General features: G+C 70.1%; 14 protein-coding genes. 11 read left to right on the forward strand and 3 right to left on the reverse strand.

Annotation, left to right across the window (positions count from 1 at the left end; translation table 11 throughout):
* The first annotated feature begins 22 nt into the window (after positions 1 to 22).
* From ACFC1K_RS03975 to ACFC1K_RS03985, 3 genes are read left to right on the forward strand one after another with little or no spacing between them, the layout of a single operon-like run.
* Complete coding sequence (locus ACFC1K_RS03975; RefSeq protein ID WP_375870532.1) at positions 23 to 964, forward strand: ABC transporter permease; 942 nt, start codon at positions 23 to 25, stop codon at positions 962 to 964.
* Positions 961 to 3132 (forward strand): dipeptide/oligopeptide/nickel ABC transporter permease/ATP-binding protein, encoded by a 2172-nt coding sequence (locus ACFC1K_RS03980; RefSeq protein WP_375870533.1) that lies wholly within the window; start codon positions 961 to 963, stop codon positions 3130 to 3132. The genes ACFC1K_RS03975 and ACFC1K_RS03980 overlap by 4 nt, the downstream gene beginning before the upstream one ends.
* A complete protein-coding gene (locus tag ACFC1K_RS03985; protein ID WP_375870534.1) occupies positions 3129 to 3998 on the forward strand; it encodes an ATP-binding cassette domain-containing protein in 870 nt (289 codons plus the stop codon). Before ACFC1K_RS03980 ends, ACFC1K_RS03985 begins: the two co-directional genes overlap by 4 nt.
* A 9-nt stretch (positions 3999 to 4007) precedes the next feature.
* Here ACFC1K_RS03985 and ACFC1K_RS03990 read toward each other — a convergent pair whose 3' ends face one another.
* Entirely contained in the window at positions 4008 to 4919 is a 912-nt protein-coding gene (locus ACFC1K_RS03990; protein ID WP_375870535.1) for a LysR family transcriptional regulator, read from the reverse strand.
* 155 nt (positions 4920 to 5074) lie between these two features.
* Here ACFC1K_RS03990 and ACFC1K_RS03995 point away from each other — a divergent pair, with 155 nt between their 5' ends.
* The 4 genes from ACFC1K_RS03995 (at position 5075) to ACFC1K_RS04010 (ending at position 8363) form a co-directional block, all read left to right on the forward strand.
* On the forward strand, positions 5075 to 5620 hold the full coding sequence (locus ACFC1K_RS03995) for a quercetin 2,3-dioxygenase (protein ID WP_310286293.1): 546 nt from the start codon (positions 5075 to 5077) through the stop codon (positions 5618 to 5620).
* An 8-nt stretch (positions 5621 to 5628) separates the two neighbouring features.
* Positions 5629 to 6411, forward strand: coding sequence for an alpha/beta hydrolase fold domain-containing protein (locus ACFC1K_RS04000; RefSeq protein WP_375870536.1), 783 nt, complete (start codon positions 5629 to 5631; stop codon positions 6409 to 6411).
* 1 nt (position 6412) lies between these two features.
* Entirely contained in the window at positions 6413 to 7366 is a 954-nt protein-coding gene (locus ACFC1K_RS04005; RefSeq protein ID WP_375870537.1) for a nucleoside hydrolase, read from the forward strand.
* A gap of 85 nt (positions 7367 to 7451) precedes the next feature.
* Positions 7452 to 8363, forward strand: coding sequence for an alpha/beta hydrolase fold domain-containing protein (locus ACFC1K_RS04010; protein ID WP_375870538.1), 912 nt, complete (start codon positions 7452 to 7454; stop codon positions 8361 to 8363).
* A gap of 7 nt (positions 8364 to 8370) precedes the next feature.
* On the opposite strand, the gene ACFC1K_RS04015 is transcribed toward ACFC1K_RS04010, so the two are convergent.
* Both ACFC1K_RS04015 and ACFC1K_RS04020 read right to left on the reverse strand, forming a co-directional pair.
* The gene (locus ACFC1K_RS04015) at positions 8371 to 9180 is read right to left on the reverse strand and encodes an IclR family transcriptional regulator (RefSeq protein ID WP_375870539.1); all 810 of its coding nucleotides are present in this window, start codon (positions 9178 to 9180) and stop codon (positions 8371 to 8373) included.
* Between the two features lie 39 nt (positions 9181 to 9219).
* Entirely contained in the window at positions 9220 to 9777 is a 558-nt protein-coding gene (locus ACFC1K_RS04020; protein WP_375870540.1) for a carboxymuconolactone decarboxylase family protein, read from the reverse strand.
* A 92-nt stretch (positions 9778 to 9869) separates the two neighbouring features.
* Here ACFC1K_RS04020 and ACFC1K_RS04025 point away from each other — a divergent pair, with 92 nt between their 5' ends.
* The 4 genes from ACFC1K_RS04025 to ACFC1K_RS04040 are packed head-to-tail and all read left to right on the forward strand — an operon-like array spanning position 9870 to position 13239.
* Positions 9870 to 10652, forward strand: coding sequence for an SDR family NAD(P)-dependent oxidoreductase (locus ACFC1K_RS04025; RefSeq protein WP_375870541.1), 783 nt, complete (start codon positions 9870 to 9872; stop codon positions 10650 to 10652).
* Between the two features lie 25 nt (positions 10653 to 10677).
* Positions 10678 to 11463, forward strand: coding sequence for an SDR family NAD(P)-dependent oxidoreductase (locus tag ACFC1K_RS04030; RefSeq protein ID WP_375870542.1), 786 nt, complete (start codon positions 10678 to 10680; stop codon positions 11461 to 11463).
* Between the two features lie 52 nt (positions 11464 to 11515).
* Positions 11516 to 12391 (forward strand): fumarylacetoacetate hydrolase family protein, encoded by an 876-nt coding sequence (locus ACFC1K_RS04035; protein ID WP_375870543.1) that lies wholly within the window; start codon positions 11516 to 11518, stop codon positions 12389 to 12391.
* Positions 12388 to 13239 (forward strand): fumarylacetoacetate hydrolase family protein, encoded by an 852-nt coding sequence (locus ACFC1K_RS04040; protein ID WP_375870544.1) that lies wholly within the window; start codon positions 12388 to 12390, stop codon positions 13237 to 13239. Before ACFC1K_RS04035 ends, ACFC1K_RS04040 begins: the two co-directional genes overlap by 4 nt.
* Positions 13240 to 13242 lie beyond the last annotated feature (3 nt).

Below are 13242 nucleotides of genomic sequence, written 5' to 3' on the forward strand. Positions count from 1 at the left end.
CCGCCCGTCAGGGAGAGTTCTGATGCTCATCTTCATCCTGAAGCGCGTCGCCTGGGGCATCGTGACGCTGCTGATCGCATCGTGGATCGCCTTCATGCTCGTCCACCTCTCGGGGTCGACGCCCGGCGGCGTCGCCCTCGGGCAGTCGGCCACGCCCGAGCAGGTGGCCGCGTACAACGAGTCGATCGGCTGGTACGACCCCTGGATCCAGCAGTACCTCGCCTGGGTCGCGCAGGTGCTGCAGGGCAACCTCGGCACGTCGCTCATCGACGGGCGTCCCATCGGTCCCGACATCGCCAAGCGCCTCCCGGTGACCGCCGCGCTCGCCGTCTTCGGCACCCTCGTCGCCGCGCTCATCGGCGTCGTGATGGGCGTCGTCGCGGCGGTGCGCCGCGGAGCCGTCGACAAGGCGATCACGGCGACCTCCGGCATCCTGCTCTCCGTCCCGGCCTTCTGGGTCGGAGTCCTGCTCGTCTACGTCTTCGCCGTCCAGCTGCGGCTGCTCCCCGCGACCGGGTTCGTGCCGTTCGCGAACGACCCGGCCGCGTGGGCGCGCTCCCTCGTGCTGCCCGTCCTCACGATCGCGATCACCTCGGCCGCGGGTATCGCCCGGCAGACGCGGGCCTCGATGTCGGAGTCTCTCGCACAGGAGCACATCCGCACCCTCCGCGCCGTCGGCACGCCGACGAACCGCATCATCTACGTCCACGCGCTGCGCGGAGCGAGCCTCCCGATCCTCGCGAGCGTGGCCGTCATGTTCATCGTCCTGTTCAGCGGCTCGGTGGTCATCGAGGTGCTCTTCGCCCTGCCCGGCATCGGTCAGGCCATGCAGAGCGCCGTCGGCTCCGCCGACCTCCCGTTCGTGCAGGCGCTCGTGCTCGTCGCGACCCTCGTGGTCGTGATCGTGAACGTCGCGCTGGAACTCCTCAACCGGACCCTCGACCCGAAGCTGCGTGCCTCATGACCGTCTCGACGACTTCGATCGTCCGCCCCCGCCGCTCGGAGCGGAAGCTGCGCCTGCGCGTGCTGCGCTCGCCGGCCGCCGTCATCTCGATCATCTGGCTCGTCGGGCTCGTTCTCGCGTCGCTCACCTCGCCGCTGTGGCTGCGGTACGGCCCGCTCGAGCAGGACCTCTCCGTCGTGCTGCAGGGCCCCTCGCTCGCACACCTCCTCGGGACGGACGAGCTGGGCCGCGACATCCTCTCGCGCCTGGTGACCGCCGCCGCCCCGACGATCTTCATCGGACTCGTGGTGCCGATCGTCGCGGTGCTGGTCACCATCCCCATCACCCTGTGGGCGGCTCGGAGCCGGCGCGGCGAAGGGGCGATGAACCAGGTCAGCGAGATCGTCCTGTCTCTGCCCGGAACCGTCATCATCCTGGCCTTCATCGCGGCGGTCGGCACCAACATGCCGCTCGTGATGGCGGCGTTCGGTCTGCTGCTGTTCGGCGCGATGTACAAGATCTTCTTCGGCCAGGCGAAGTCGCTGCACACGCAGCTCTACGTCGAGGCCGCCGCGATCGACGGTGTTCGGCCGATGCGCGCCAGCATCCGCCACGTGCTGCCGAACATGTCGACGACCGTCATCGTGCAGTTCGTCCTGCTCTTCGGCGTCGGCATCGGGATGCAGGCGGCCCTCGCGTTCATCGGACTCGGCCCCCAGCCGCCTGAGCCGACGTGGGGCGGCATGATCCAGACGGCGTCGCGCTTCATCTTCCAGCAGCCCTGGATGATGGTCCCGACCGGCGGCATCCTCGCGCTCACGCTCATCGCCGCCAACTCCCTCGCGGACGTGCTCGCGGGAGGTACGGCCGTGCCGCCGCCGCTCGTCGCCCTGCGTCGCCGCCTGCGGCGCACGCCCGCGACCGAGGTCGCCGCGTCCGCCGTCGCCGACGATCTCCCCGTCGTGGAGCAGACGGACGATGCCGCCCCAGAATCCCTCGACATGATGGCGGATGCCTCGTACCCCGGGTCGAACGCCGACCCGCTGCGCGACGCGGAAGCGCAGGTCGACGTCATCGCCCTCGACGATCTGCCCGCCGACGCGGCGTCGGGGCCGACTTCCGGGCCGGCGTCGCCGGGCGCATCGACGAGCCACGAGCGGCTCGCGAACGACGATCACGGGCTGGTCGTCGAGGATCTCGTGATCGGTGTCGACGGCGGCCCCGCCCTCGTGACCGGCGTCTCGATGCGGGTCCGCCCGGGCACCGTCATGGGGCTCGTCGGCGAATCGGGCTGCGGCAAGAGCGTGACGTCCTACGCCCTGCTCGGCCTTCTCGCACCGGGACTCTCGGTGCGCTCGGGTCGCATCGGCTGGCGGGGCGCGGATCTCGCCGGGGCCACCGAGAAGACCCTCCAGGGGGTGCGCGGCCACGAGATCGCCTTCATCTCGCAGGAGCCGACGCGAGCGCTCGATCCCATGTTCACGGTCGGCGCACAGCTCGCAGCGGCGATCCGGCGACTGCGCGGCGTCGGACGGGGCGAGGCCAAGGGGATCGCCTCCCAGCTGCTCACCGACGTCGGCATCGTCGATCCGCCGCGCGTGCTGAAGAGCTACCCACACCAGATCTCGGGCGGCATGGCCCAGCGCGTCGCGATCGCCCTCGCCCTGAGCGGCACGCCGAGTCTGCTCGTCGCCGACGAGCCCACGACGGCCCTCGACGTCACGATCCAGGCCGAGATCCTGGCGCTGCTGCGCGGGCTCATCGCGGAACGCGGGATGTCGATCATCATCGTGACCCACGACCTCGGTGTCGTCGCCGACATCTGCGACGACGTGTCGGTGATGTACGCGGGCGAGATCGTCGAGACCGGCACCGTGCGCGATGTGCTGCTGCGGCCCGAGCACCCGTACACCATGGCGCTGCTCGCGGCCGATCCGCACGCGATCCTCGATCTCGAAGGGACCGCGCGCCTCGCGTCGATCCCCGGTCAGGTGCCGCTGCCGGGTTCGTGGACGACCGGGTGCCGCTTCGCCCAGCGCTGCCGCTTCGCGCGCGACGAGTGCCTCGTGACGGTGCCGCTCGACCCGCGCGTCCAGGGTGAAGGCGGAGTCCGCTGTGTCCGCAGAGACGAGGTGCAGGGGCGCCAAGACGAATGGCGTCTGCCCGTGACGACAGGAGCAGGACGATGAGTGCCCCAGACGCGGTTTCCGTCGGCGTGCGAGCCGCGGATGCGCCGCTGCTCGAGGTGCGCAACCTCGTCGTGCGCTACGGCAAGAAGGGCCCGGCTGCGGTCGAGGACGTCTCATTCACGATCGCCCGCGGTGAGACGCTGGGGCTCGTCGGCGAGTCCGGTTCGGGAAAGACGACGATCGGCCGCGCGATCCTCGGCCTGCAGCCCGTGAGCGACGGGCAGATCCTCTTCGATGGGCGCGACATCACGCGCGCGAGCGTCGCCGAGCGTCGTGCGCTGCAGGGAGACCTGCGCGCGGTGTTCCAGGACCCGTTCTCGTCGCTCAACCCGCGCCGGGTGATCGGCGACGCCCTCACAGAGCCGCTTCGGGTGGCCGGTGTCGGGCGGGAGGAGCGCGTGCGACGCGCGAACGAGGCCCTGGCATCGGTGGGGCTTCCCGCCGGCTCGTACGACCGTTACCCGCGGCAGTTCTCCGGCGGGCAGCGGCAGCGGATCGCGATCGCGCGCGCCCTCGTGACGGATCCGCGCCTCGTCGTGTGCGACGAGGCGGTGAGCGCCCTCGACCTGTCGACGCAGGCGCAGGTGCTGAACCTTCTCGCCGAGCTGCGCACGGGCGCCGATCTCGGCTACCTCTTCATCGCCCACGACATGGCGGTCGTGGAATTCCTCGCCCAGAGGGTCGTCGTGCTCTACCGCGGAAAGGTGATGGAGCAGGGAGCCACGGCCGACGTCATCCGCAACCCCCAGAGCGATTACACGCGCGTCCTCATGGCCGCCTCGCCGGTGCCCGATCCCGACGAGCAGGCCCGCCGTCGAGAGGTCTGGCAGAGGCTGCGGGCAGATGCGAAATCAACGGTCGGCTGACTCGAGGGCTCAGTGAAGCGTCGCGTCGACGAGGGGTGAGAGTTCCTGCGCCGTCTCGCGGAACGTCCTGACCATCGGGTTCGGCGAATCGCTGAGGCTGCACAGCACGATCGTCGCGGGCTCGATGTCGGAGATCGGCACGAAGGCGAGCTCGTCACGGCGGTACTGCCGCGAGGCCGACTGCCCGGCGATGTTGACGCCCGCCCCGGCCGCGACCAGCTCGAAGAGTCCGTCGACGCTGTCGGCGGTCGGGCCCCGCCGGGGCCGCGATCCATCCGGGCGGGGGTCGACGATCCACCAGTTCACGACTTCGGGAACGCCGCCCGCGACCGCGACGAACACCTCGTCGTTGGTCTCGACGATGGTGACCGACTCCCGCTCGGCGAGGGCGTGATCGGCGGGGACGACGAGTACCCGCGGTTCTCGCCACAGCGGCTCGACGCGGATCCGCGGGGGCAGCACCATCGGCGACGGCGCGAACACGACGTCGACCCGCCCGGCCTCCAGCTCGGAGGCGACGTCGAAGAATCCGAGCCGCCGCATCTCGATCCGCGCCTGCGGGATGGCCTGCATCGTCGCGGTGATCGCGGCCGTCGTCAGGGCGCCGGCGCCCGCGGCCACCACTCCGACGCGCAGGAGCGGGGTGCGCTGATCACGGCGCACCGATTGCGCCCAGGCGAGGAGCTGGTCGTGGTCGTCCTGCACGCGGCGGGCGAGGGGCAGCAGGTCGCGCCCGTAGCCGGTGAGCTCCACCTTGCGGGGGCTTCGATCGAACAGCTTGACGCCGATCTGCTGCTCGAGCCGGCTGATCTGCTGGCTCAGCGACGGCGGGGTGATGCTGAGGCGCTCGGCCGCACGACCGAAGTGCAGCTCCTCGGCGAGCACGCAGAAATACCGGATCACGTGGATAGGCACGTCCATGCTCGAATCTTAGCCTCAGGCTAACGCCGGGTAGGGATGTCGAACTTCCTCAGGGTGCGGAACCTCGTGAGACTTGAGGCATCTGGAACGGTCGATCGGAATGACCCGATGTTCCCGTCTGCCTAACGGCACCGCTGTCTTACATGGAGGTAAGCATGACCACTTTCGCCGCTGACGACCCCGACAAGGTCGCGTTCGCCGGAATCCTGCCCGCGGCCCCGAAACCCTACGTGATCGGCAACGGGCAGGGTGAGAAGTCGCTCGTCTTCGACCAGCTCTTCGAGATCCTGGTCTCGGGAGACGAGACGGACGACCAGTACGGCGCGTGGACGATGAAGGCGCGTCAGGGCGACCGCATCCCCGCCCATACGCACCTCAAGACGCACGAGTTCTTCTACGTCGTCGACGGCGAGATCTCGGTGTGGATGGACGACCAGGCGGACTACCACAGCAAGACCACGCTCACCACGGGCGACTTCGCGTTCGTGCCGGCGAACATCGTCCACGCATTCAAGATCGAGAACACCACGACGGTGTTCGGCGCCGGCACGGCGGGCTTCGAGCGGTTCTTCCACGCGATCGGCCAGAAGACCGACCTCGACGAGCCGCAGGGCGTCTACGTGCCGGACTTCTCGATCATGCGCGCCGCCGGCGAGAAGTACGCCACGGTCTTCATGCCCGAGTTCCGGTTCCGCGACTGACCTCACCTGTGTCCTCGCTCTTCGAGGTCGACGTCGCCCAGCCGGAGGGCTTCCGGCCGCTGTCGCTCGACCTGCGCACCCCGGATTCCGCCGGCGCACCCCTCATCGTGTTCCTCCACGGTGGAGGGTGGCTGCGCGGCAGCCGGAAGGTGTTCACTCCTGGCATCTCCGATGCCCAGTCGTTCGAGCGCATCGTCGCCGCGGGCTTCGCGATCGCCGCGTGCGAATACCGGCTGAGCGGCGAAGCCCGCTTTCCCGCACAGCTGGACGATGTGGATGCCGCGATCACGTGGTTGCAGGACCACGCAGCCGAGTACGGGGTGGATGCCTCGCGCCCGGTGCTGTGGGGAGTCTCGGCGGGCGCGACGATCGCCGCGCTCACGGCGCTCCGTCGCCGTGATGTGCGCGGCGTCGTGGACTGGTTCGGTCCGGCCGATCTCTTCACGATGGCGGAACACGACATGGGCGATCCGCCCGCTGAGACCCGCGAGGCCCGGTGGATCGGCGGCCCCGCGGCACAGCATCCCGAGATCGCCCGTGCAGCGAGTCCCGCCCACCAGGTGCACGCCGGCGCTCCGCCGTTCCACATCGCGCACGGCACCGCCGACGAGCACGTGCCGTTCGCGCAGAGCGAGGCGCTCGCCGAGGCGCTCCGAGGCGTCGGAGCGGATGTCGAGTTCCACACCGTCGCGCGCGGAAAGCACTTCTGGCAGGGGCTCGACGACCCGTCCGCGGTGTTCGACGCCGCGATCGACTTCTGCTCGCGCGTCACACGTTCACAAGGAGACTGAAGTGACAGACCCCACCCGAACGGGCGATTCCGGCGCTCCGCGCGCTCGCGTCATCCTCGACAACGACTTCGGAGGGGATCCCGACGGACTCTTCCAGCTCGCGCATCACCTGCTGAGCCCTTCGGTGCACGTCGCACTGGTCGTCGCGTCGAAGATCCCCGACTCGTTCGCCGAATTCGACCCGGGCGTGGTGGAGCGCGGGGTGATCGCAGCCGATCGCATCGTCGAGATGCTCGGTCGTCCCGAACGCGCTCTCGCCGGCGCCGAGACGGGCTTGCGCGCCGGGATCACGCCGCCGCTCACCGGCGCGGCGCGGGCGATCATCGCGGAGGCGCTCCGTGATGATCCGCTGCCGCTCTTCTACTGTGCGGGCGGGGGGCTGACGGACCTCGCCACGGCGTATCTCCACGAGCCCGGCATCGCGGATCGACTGACGCTCGTCTGGATCGGCGGTCCCGGCTATGGCCCGGCGCATGCGGAGGATCCCCGCCCGGCGGAGTTCAACACGACCATCGACCCTGTCGCGGCGGGGGTGGTCTTCGCGTCTTCGATGACCATCTGGCAGGTGCCCGAGACGACGTACGAACAGTGCCTCATCACCTGGGCCGAGCTCCACCGCCACGTCGCGCCGCTCGGACCTCTCGCGGCACACCTCGTCGAATGCCTCGACACCTTCACGGCGACGATGTCCGAGATGCTCGGGTTCCACCGCGGCGAGACGGTCGTCCTCGGCGACAGCCCGCTCGTCCTGCTGACCGCCCTCCGGGGGCCCTTCCGCGTCGACCCGTCGTCGTCGCCGTCGTCCCTGCAGCCACGGCGCGCGATCAGAGAAGACGCCACCTACGGCGACCTGCTCGTCGGGGCGCCGCCCGTTCGCGTCTTCACCGCCCTCGACACCCGGCTCATGTTCGGCGACCTGGTCGCGAAGCTCACAGAGGTGGGAGAGACCGCATGACGAACGCCCTGATGATCGCGCCCGGGTGGACGAGTTGCGAGTGGCGCTGCGTCCGGCATCCACACCCGATGAGAGGAACAAGCAGATGACCGTGATCCACGACGTCGCCCTCGCCGGCGGCGGCTTCGACTTCCGCCTGCGCGTGTACCCCGCGGCGGAGCCGAACGGCGCGCTGCTGGTCTGGCTGCACGGCGGCGCGTTCATGTTCGGCGATCTCGAGATGCCGGAGGCTGACCAGATCGGTCGCCGTCTCAGCGACGGCGGGATCACCGTCGTCTCGGTCGATTACACGCTCGCGCCGCTCGACGCGCTGGAGTCGCTCGGCCCGCCCGAGCCGGGCCTCGACATCCCGTCGCCTGACGAGATCCGGGCCGCTGCAGAGGCTGCGGGGCCGCGGGCGCGGTTCCCGGTCGCGTCGCTGCAGATCGTCGCGGCCTTCGACTGGGCTGTCGCGAACGCGGGCGAGTACGGTGCGGACCCGGGCCGCGTGTCGCTCGGCGGGGCGAGCGCGGGCGGCAATCTGGCCACCGGCTCTGCGATGCGGCTTCGCGACCGTGCGACCTCGGTGCCCGCTCTTCTGGCCCTCGTCTACCCGGTGCTGCATTCGCCGTTGCCGGCGGCGGGAGCGGAGCTCGAGTCGCTGCTCGACGGCCTGCCGCCGTTCCTGACGTTCCCGCCCGAGTCCACGCAGGCGATCAACGCGAACTATCTCGGGGGCGCGACCGACGACGAGGGCTACGCGTTCCCCGGAGGACACGACCTCGCCGGCCTGCCGTCGACGCTCATCGTGAACGCCGACCGCGACCGCTTGCGGGCATCGGGTGAGGCGTTCGCCGCGGAGCTCGCGCTCGCCGGTGCCGACGTCAGGCTCGTCCGCGAGCGCGGCGCGATGCACGGCTTCCTCAACGAGGTCGGCGACGCGGCCGCCGAAAGGACGCTCGGGCTGCTCGCGGGTGCCGTCGCCCACGCGCGACCCGCCGTCGCGCGGGCGGTGTGACGGTCGATCAGGTGGCGCGGAGGAGCCGCGAGATGTCGTCCGCCGTCGCCCGCAGGCGATCGAGGATCGGTCCGCGCAGCGAGGCGAGATCATGACGCTGCGTCGACACCGCGATGTTGATGGCGGCGGCGGGCTTCGCGGCGTCCCGTCCGAACACGGGTACCGAGACCGAGCGCAGTCCGGCCGCGACCTCCTGGTCCTGGAGCGAATAGCCCTGTTCGCGGATGACCGCCAGGCGCTCGCGCAGCTCGTCGAGCGACGTCGCGGCGTTGGGTCCGGCATCCGTCTGGAAGTCGTGTGCCGCGAGGGCCGCGGCGAGCTCGGCATCGCTCAGGTAGGCCAGCAGGAGCTTGCCCATCGAGGTGTAGGCGGCAGGCAGGGTCGACCCGACCTGGATGTTCGCCGTCACGAGGTCGGAGTTGCGCAGGCGCGCGAGGTACAGCACCTGGTCGCCGACGAGGACGCCGAGGTTGACGGTCTCGCCGGACTGCTCGGCGAGGTGGCGCAGCGGCTGCTCGCTGAGCTGGACGAGGCTCGACCCGCGCAGTGCGGCCGAGCCCAGCAGCAGCACGGCGACGCCCGGCCGGATGGCCCCATCGGCCAGGCGCTCGAGGTAGCCGCCCTCTTCGAGGGTCGCGACCACCCGGAAGGCGGTCGGCATCGGGATGCCCGTGCGGTCGCTGATGTCGCGGAGCTTGAGCGACGTGACGGACTCGTCGAAGAGCCGCAGGACGTCGAGTCCTTTCGCGAGCGCCTCGATGCGATAGCGGCTCGGCGACTTCTCGGCGGACTCGCTCGGGGTCTCTTCGGCTTTCATCGTGTGAAACCGTATCTCTCGGTTCGGAGGCGTGCAATCTCAGCCATCAACGCGGAACACGCGCAGCTGGAGGGCGAGGGTGGCGTAGTAGCCGACGAGCGTCGTGAGCTCGAACACGACGGCTGCGCCGAGGGCGACGGATGCCGCGTCCCAGAGTTCGTCGTCGAGATCGCCGCCGACGAGCTGGAGGGTGACGGCGGCGACGAGACCTTCGTCACCTTCGAAGGGCGTGATGTCGCCCGTGCGCAGCGCGGTCAGCTCGGCGTCGCCGAGGCCCGCGGCGGCGCCCACCGCCTCGTGGGCTTCGCGCTCGAAGGCGCTGTCCCAATGGGACGCCACGAGCAGGATCGCGATCTCTCGCGCGCGATCGGTGAGCGCACCCCGGTAACGGATGGCGGAGCCGACGTGCTGGAGCGCGCCACCCAGGTCGGGGGCGAGCAGAAGGGCGTTGAAGGGGCCGCGCAGCGAACCGTCCGGCCTGGTCAGGGCGAAGTGCTGCGGCCCCTGGGCGCGCGGCCCGCCGGCGATCGCGCCGTACAGGTCGGCCTGTGCGGGGGAGAGCTCCTCGGGACGGAGCGGGGGAACGCGGGGCGGCATCTGTCTCCTCCATTTGACGAATCGCTGGGATCAGCCTACATTCAATCAACGAAAGTCGCTTTCATCCAATGAACTCGATTGCGAGAGACGTCATGGCAGACACCCTCCACGCCGCCAAGGCCGCATGGCTCGGACTCGATGGCGCGCGCGTGCTCGTCGCCGGAGCCGGCGGGATCGGCGGCGCGTGCGCCCTCGCGTACGCCGAGGCCGGGGCATCCGTCGCCGTCGTCGACCGCGATCAGCGCGCGCTGGATGCGATCGGCGCCGACCTCGACGCCACGGGGGCGCGGTACGCGCTCTTCCAGGCCGACCTCACCGAGCACGGCGCGGGGGAGCGGGTCGTGGCCGACGTCGTCGAAGAGCTGGGCGGCCTCGACGTGCTGCTGCATGCCGTCGGCATCAACGACCGGCGTCCGATCCTCGAGTTCACCGAGGACGAGTGGGACCACATCCTGCGGGTCAACCTGTCGTCCCTCTTCGGGCTGGCGCAGGCCGCCGGCCGCCACATGGTCGCGCAGGCTCACGGTCGAGTGCTCGCACTGTCGAGCGTCTCCGGACTGCTGGCCCACCACTCCCACGGCCCTTACGCGGCTTCGAAGGGCGGGATCAACCAGCTCCTGCGGGTCATGGCGCGCGAGTGGGCCGCGTCGGGGGTCACGGTGAACGCCCTGGCGCCGGGCTACATCGAGACGCCGCTCACCGCGGGCGAGCTCGCCAAGCCCGGCAAGCGCCAGGATCTCGAGAGCCTCGTCCCGGCCGGCCGTCTCGGCACCCCCGACGAGCTCACCGGCCCGGCGCTCTTCCTGTCCTCACGGCATGCCGGGTTCGTCACCGGCCATGTCATGTACATCGACGGCGGACGCACGCTCGTCTGAGCGCGCTCGACGATTGGAGAACCCGATGACCGACCCCCAGATCTTCCCCCGCTTCGCCGGCAAGACCGTGCTCGTCACCGGCGCCGGCACCGGCTTCGGCGCCGAGATCGCCGTCCGTGCCGCGCAGGAGGGCGCGAAGGTCGCCGTCCACTACCGCTCGTCCAAGGCGGGCGCCGAGGCGACCCTCGAGCGCATCCGCGAGGCGGGCAGCGACGGAATCCTCGTGCAGGCCGACATCGGCTCGTGGGACCAGATCAAGCGCATGGCCGACGAGGTGTGGGCCGCGTTCGGCACGCTCGACGTGCTCGTCAACAACGTCGGCGACGTCTCGAGCGAGCAGATGAACTGGGACGAGCTCACGCAGGAGGCCCTCGACGCCGTCATCGACATCGACGTCAAGGGCACGCTCCTCATGACGCACGAGTTCGGCGAGCGGATGCTGGCGCAGGGCCACGGCAGCATCGTGCAGGTCGGCTCGACGGTGATCGTGCGCGGCTCGGCGCGGGCACCGCAGTACGCCGCGGCGAAGTACGCGATCCTCGGCATCACCAAGTCCTACGCCAAGGCCTTCGCCCCGGCGGTGCGCGTCAACACCTTCGCGCCCGGATTCATGGAGACGGAGCGCCTGCTGAACCGCGAGGACTGGAAGAACGGACGCCGCGAGGTGCTGCTGTCGCAGACGCCGATGGGCGTCATCCCGCCGCCCGAGTTCGTGACCGGCGCGTGCCTCTGGCTCGCCACCGACGAGGCGGCGCACCTGACCGGCGGATACATGCTCGCCGACGGCGGCTTCAACATGGTCGGCGCCTGATCCTTCGACAGGCTCAGGAACCGTCCTTCGACACACCTAGGAGACAGAACACATGAAGCTCATCACCTTCGACGGCGGACGCGTCGGCCGGCTGGAACTCGAGGAGGGCGTCGTCATCGAGCTCGACGTCCCCTCGACCCGTGAATACTTCGAGCGCGGCGGCGACGTCCGCGAGACCGGCGAGCGCCTCGCGTACGGCGACGTGAAGCTCGAGGCGCCGATCCGCCCCAAGAAGTTCTTCCACACGGCGGGCAACTTCGCCGACCATCACAACGAGCTCGAGGCCGTCAACTGGTCGCACCCCGTGCACAAGGGCATCGTGTTCTTCCAGAACGTCGACGCGATCATCGGCCCCGACGACGACATCGTCTACCCCGACCACCTGACGAAGGAGATGGACTACGAGCTCGAGCTCGCCATCATCATCGGCAAGTCCGGCAAGTTCTTCGGACCCGACGAGGCCGACGACTACATCGCGGGCTTCACGGTGTTCAACGACATCTCGGCGCGCGACATCCAGCGCAAGGAGATGGAGTCGGGCGTCTTCTCGTTCTCGAAGGCGATCGACACGTTCTGCCCCATCGGCCCGTGGATCGTCACGCGCGACGAGGTGCCCGACATGCACGAGCTGCCGATGCAGCTGCGCGTGAACGGCGAGGTGCGCCAGCAGGGCAACACGAACCAGACCCGCATCAAGTTCCCGCACCTGGTGGCCTACCACTCGCCGCAGATCTACAGCGCCGGCGACATCATCACGACCGGCACGATCTCGGGCGTCGCGGCGATCCAGGACAACCCGTTCGACTTCTACCTGAAGCCCGGCGACCAGATCGAGGCCGAGATCACCGGCATCGGGACGCTGCGCAACACCGTCATCAGCTGGGAGGACCGCTACGGCGAGCCCGCTCCGCAGCGGGTCGACTGGTGAGGCTCGCGAACCTCGCCGGTCGCGCGGTCGTCGTCATCGGCGACCGCGCGGTCGACGTCGAGCAGGCATCGGGCGGGCGTTTCGGCGCCGATCCGCAGGCGCTGTTCAGCGACTGGCAGTCGTTCGCGGAATGGGCGTCGGCGGTTCCGGATGCTGCGGCCGCAGCATCCATCGCCTTCGAGGCGACCCGACTCGGCGCGCCGGTGCCTCGCCCGCGGCAGGTGTTCGCGATCGGGTTGAACTACGCCGAGCACGCCGCGGAGGCCGGATACCCGCCGGACGGGATGCCGGTCACGTTCACGAAGTTCCCGTCGTCGATCGTCGGCCCGGAGGCCGTCGTGGAGCTGCCCGAGGGCAACGTCGACTGGGAGGTCGAGCTCGTCGTCGTGATCGGCCGTGAGGCGTACCGCGTCGACCGGGAGCACGCGTGGGATCACGTCGCGGGGCTCACGATCGGCCAGGACCTGTCGGAGCGGATCACGCAGCTGCAGGGCTCGGCCCCGCAGTTCAGCCTCGGCAAGTCGTTCCCCGGCTTCGGCCCGACCGGGCCGTGGCTCGTGACGCCGGACGAGTTCACCGACCGCGACGACCTCGCCATCTCGTGCACGCTGTCGGGCGAGGGCATGCAGGCCTCGCGCACGTCGATGATGCTGTACGACGTCCCCGAGCTGCTGATGCGGCTGTCGGCGGTCTGCCCGCTGCTGCCGGGCGACATCATCTTCTCGGGCACGCCATCGGGCATCGGCAACCGGCGCACCCCGCCGCGGTTCATCACCCCGGCGGATGTGCTCGTGAGCGAGATCGAGGGCATCGGCACCCTGACCACGCGATTCGCCGCCGCCCACTGACGT

This window comes from Microbacterium sp. NPDC056057 (genome assembly GCF_042266945.1).
In the GTDB taxonomy this organism is placed as follows: domain Bacteria; phylum Actinomycetota; class Actinomycetes; order Actinomycetales; family Microbacteriaceae; genus Microbacterium; species Microbacterium trichothecenolyticum_C.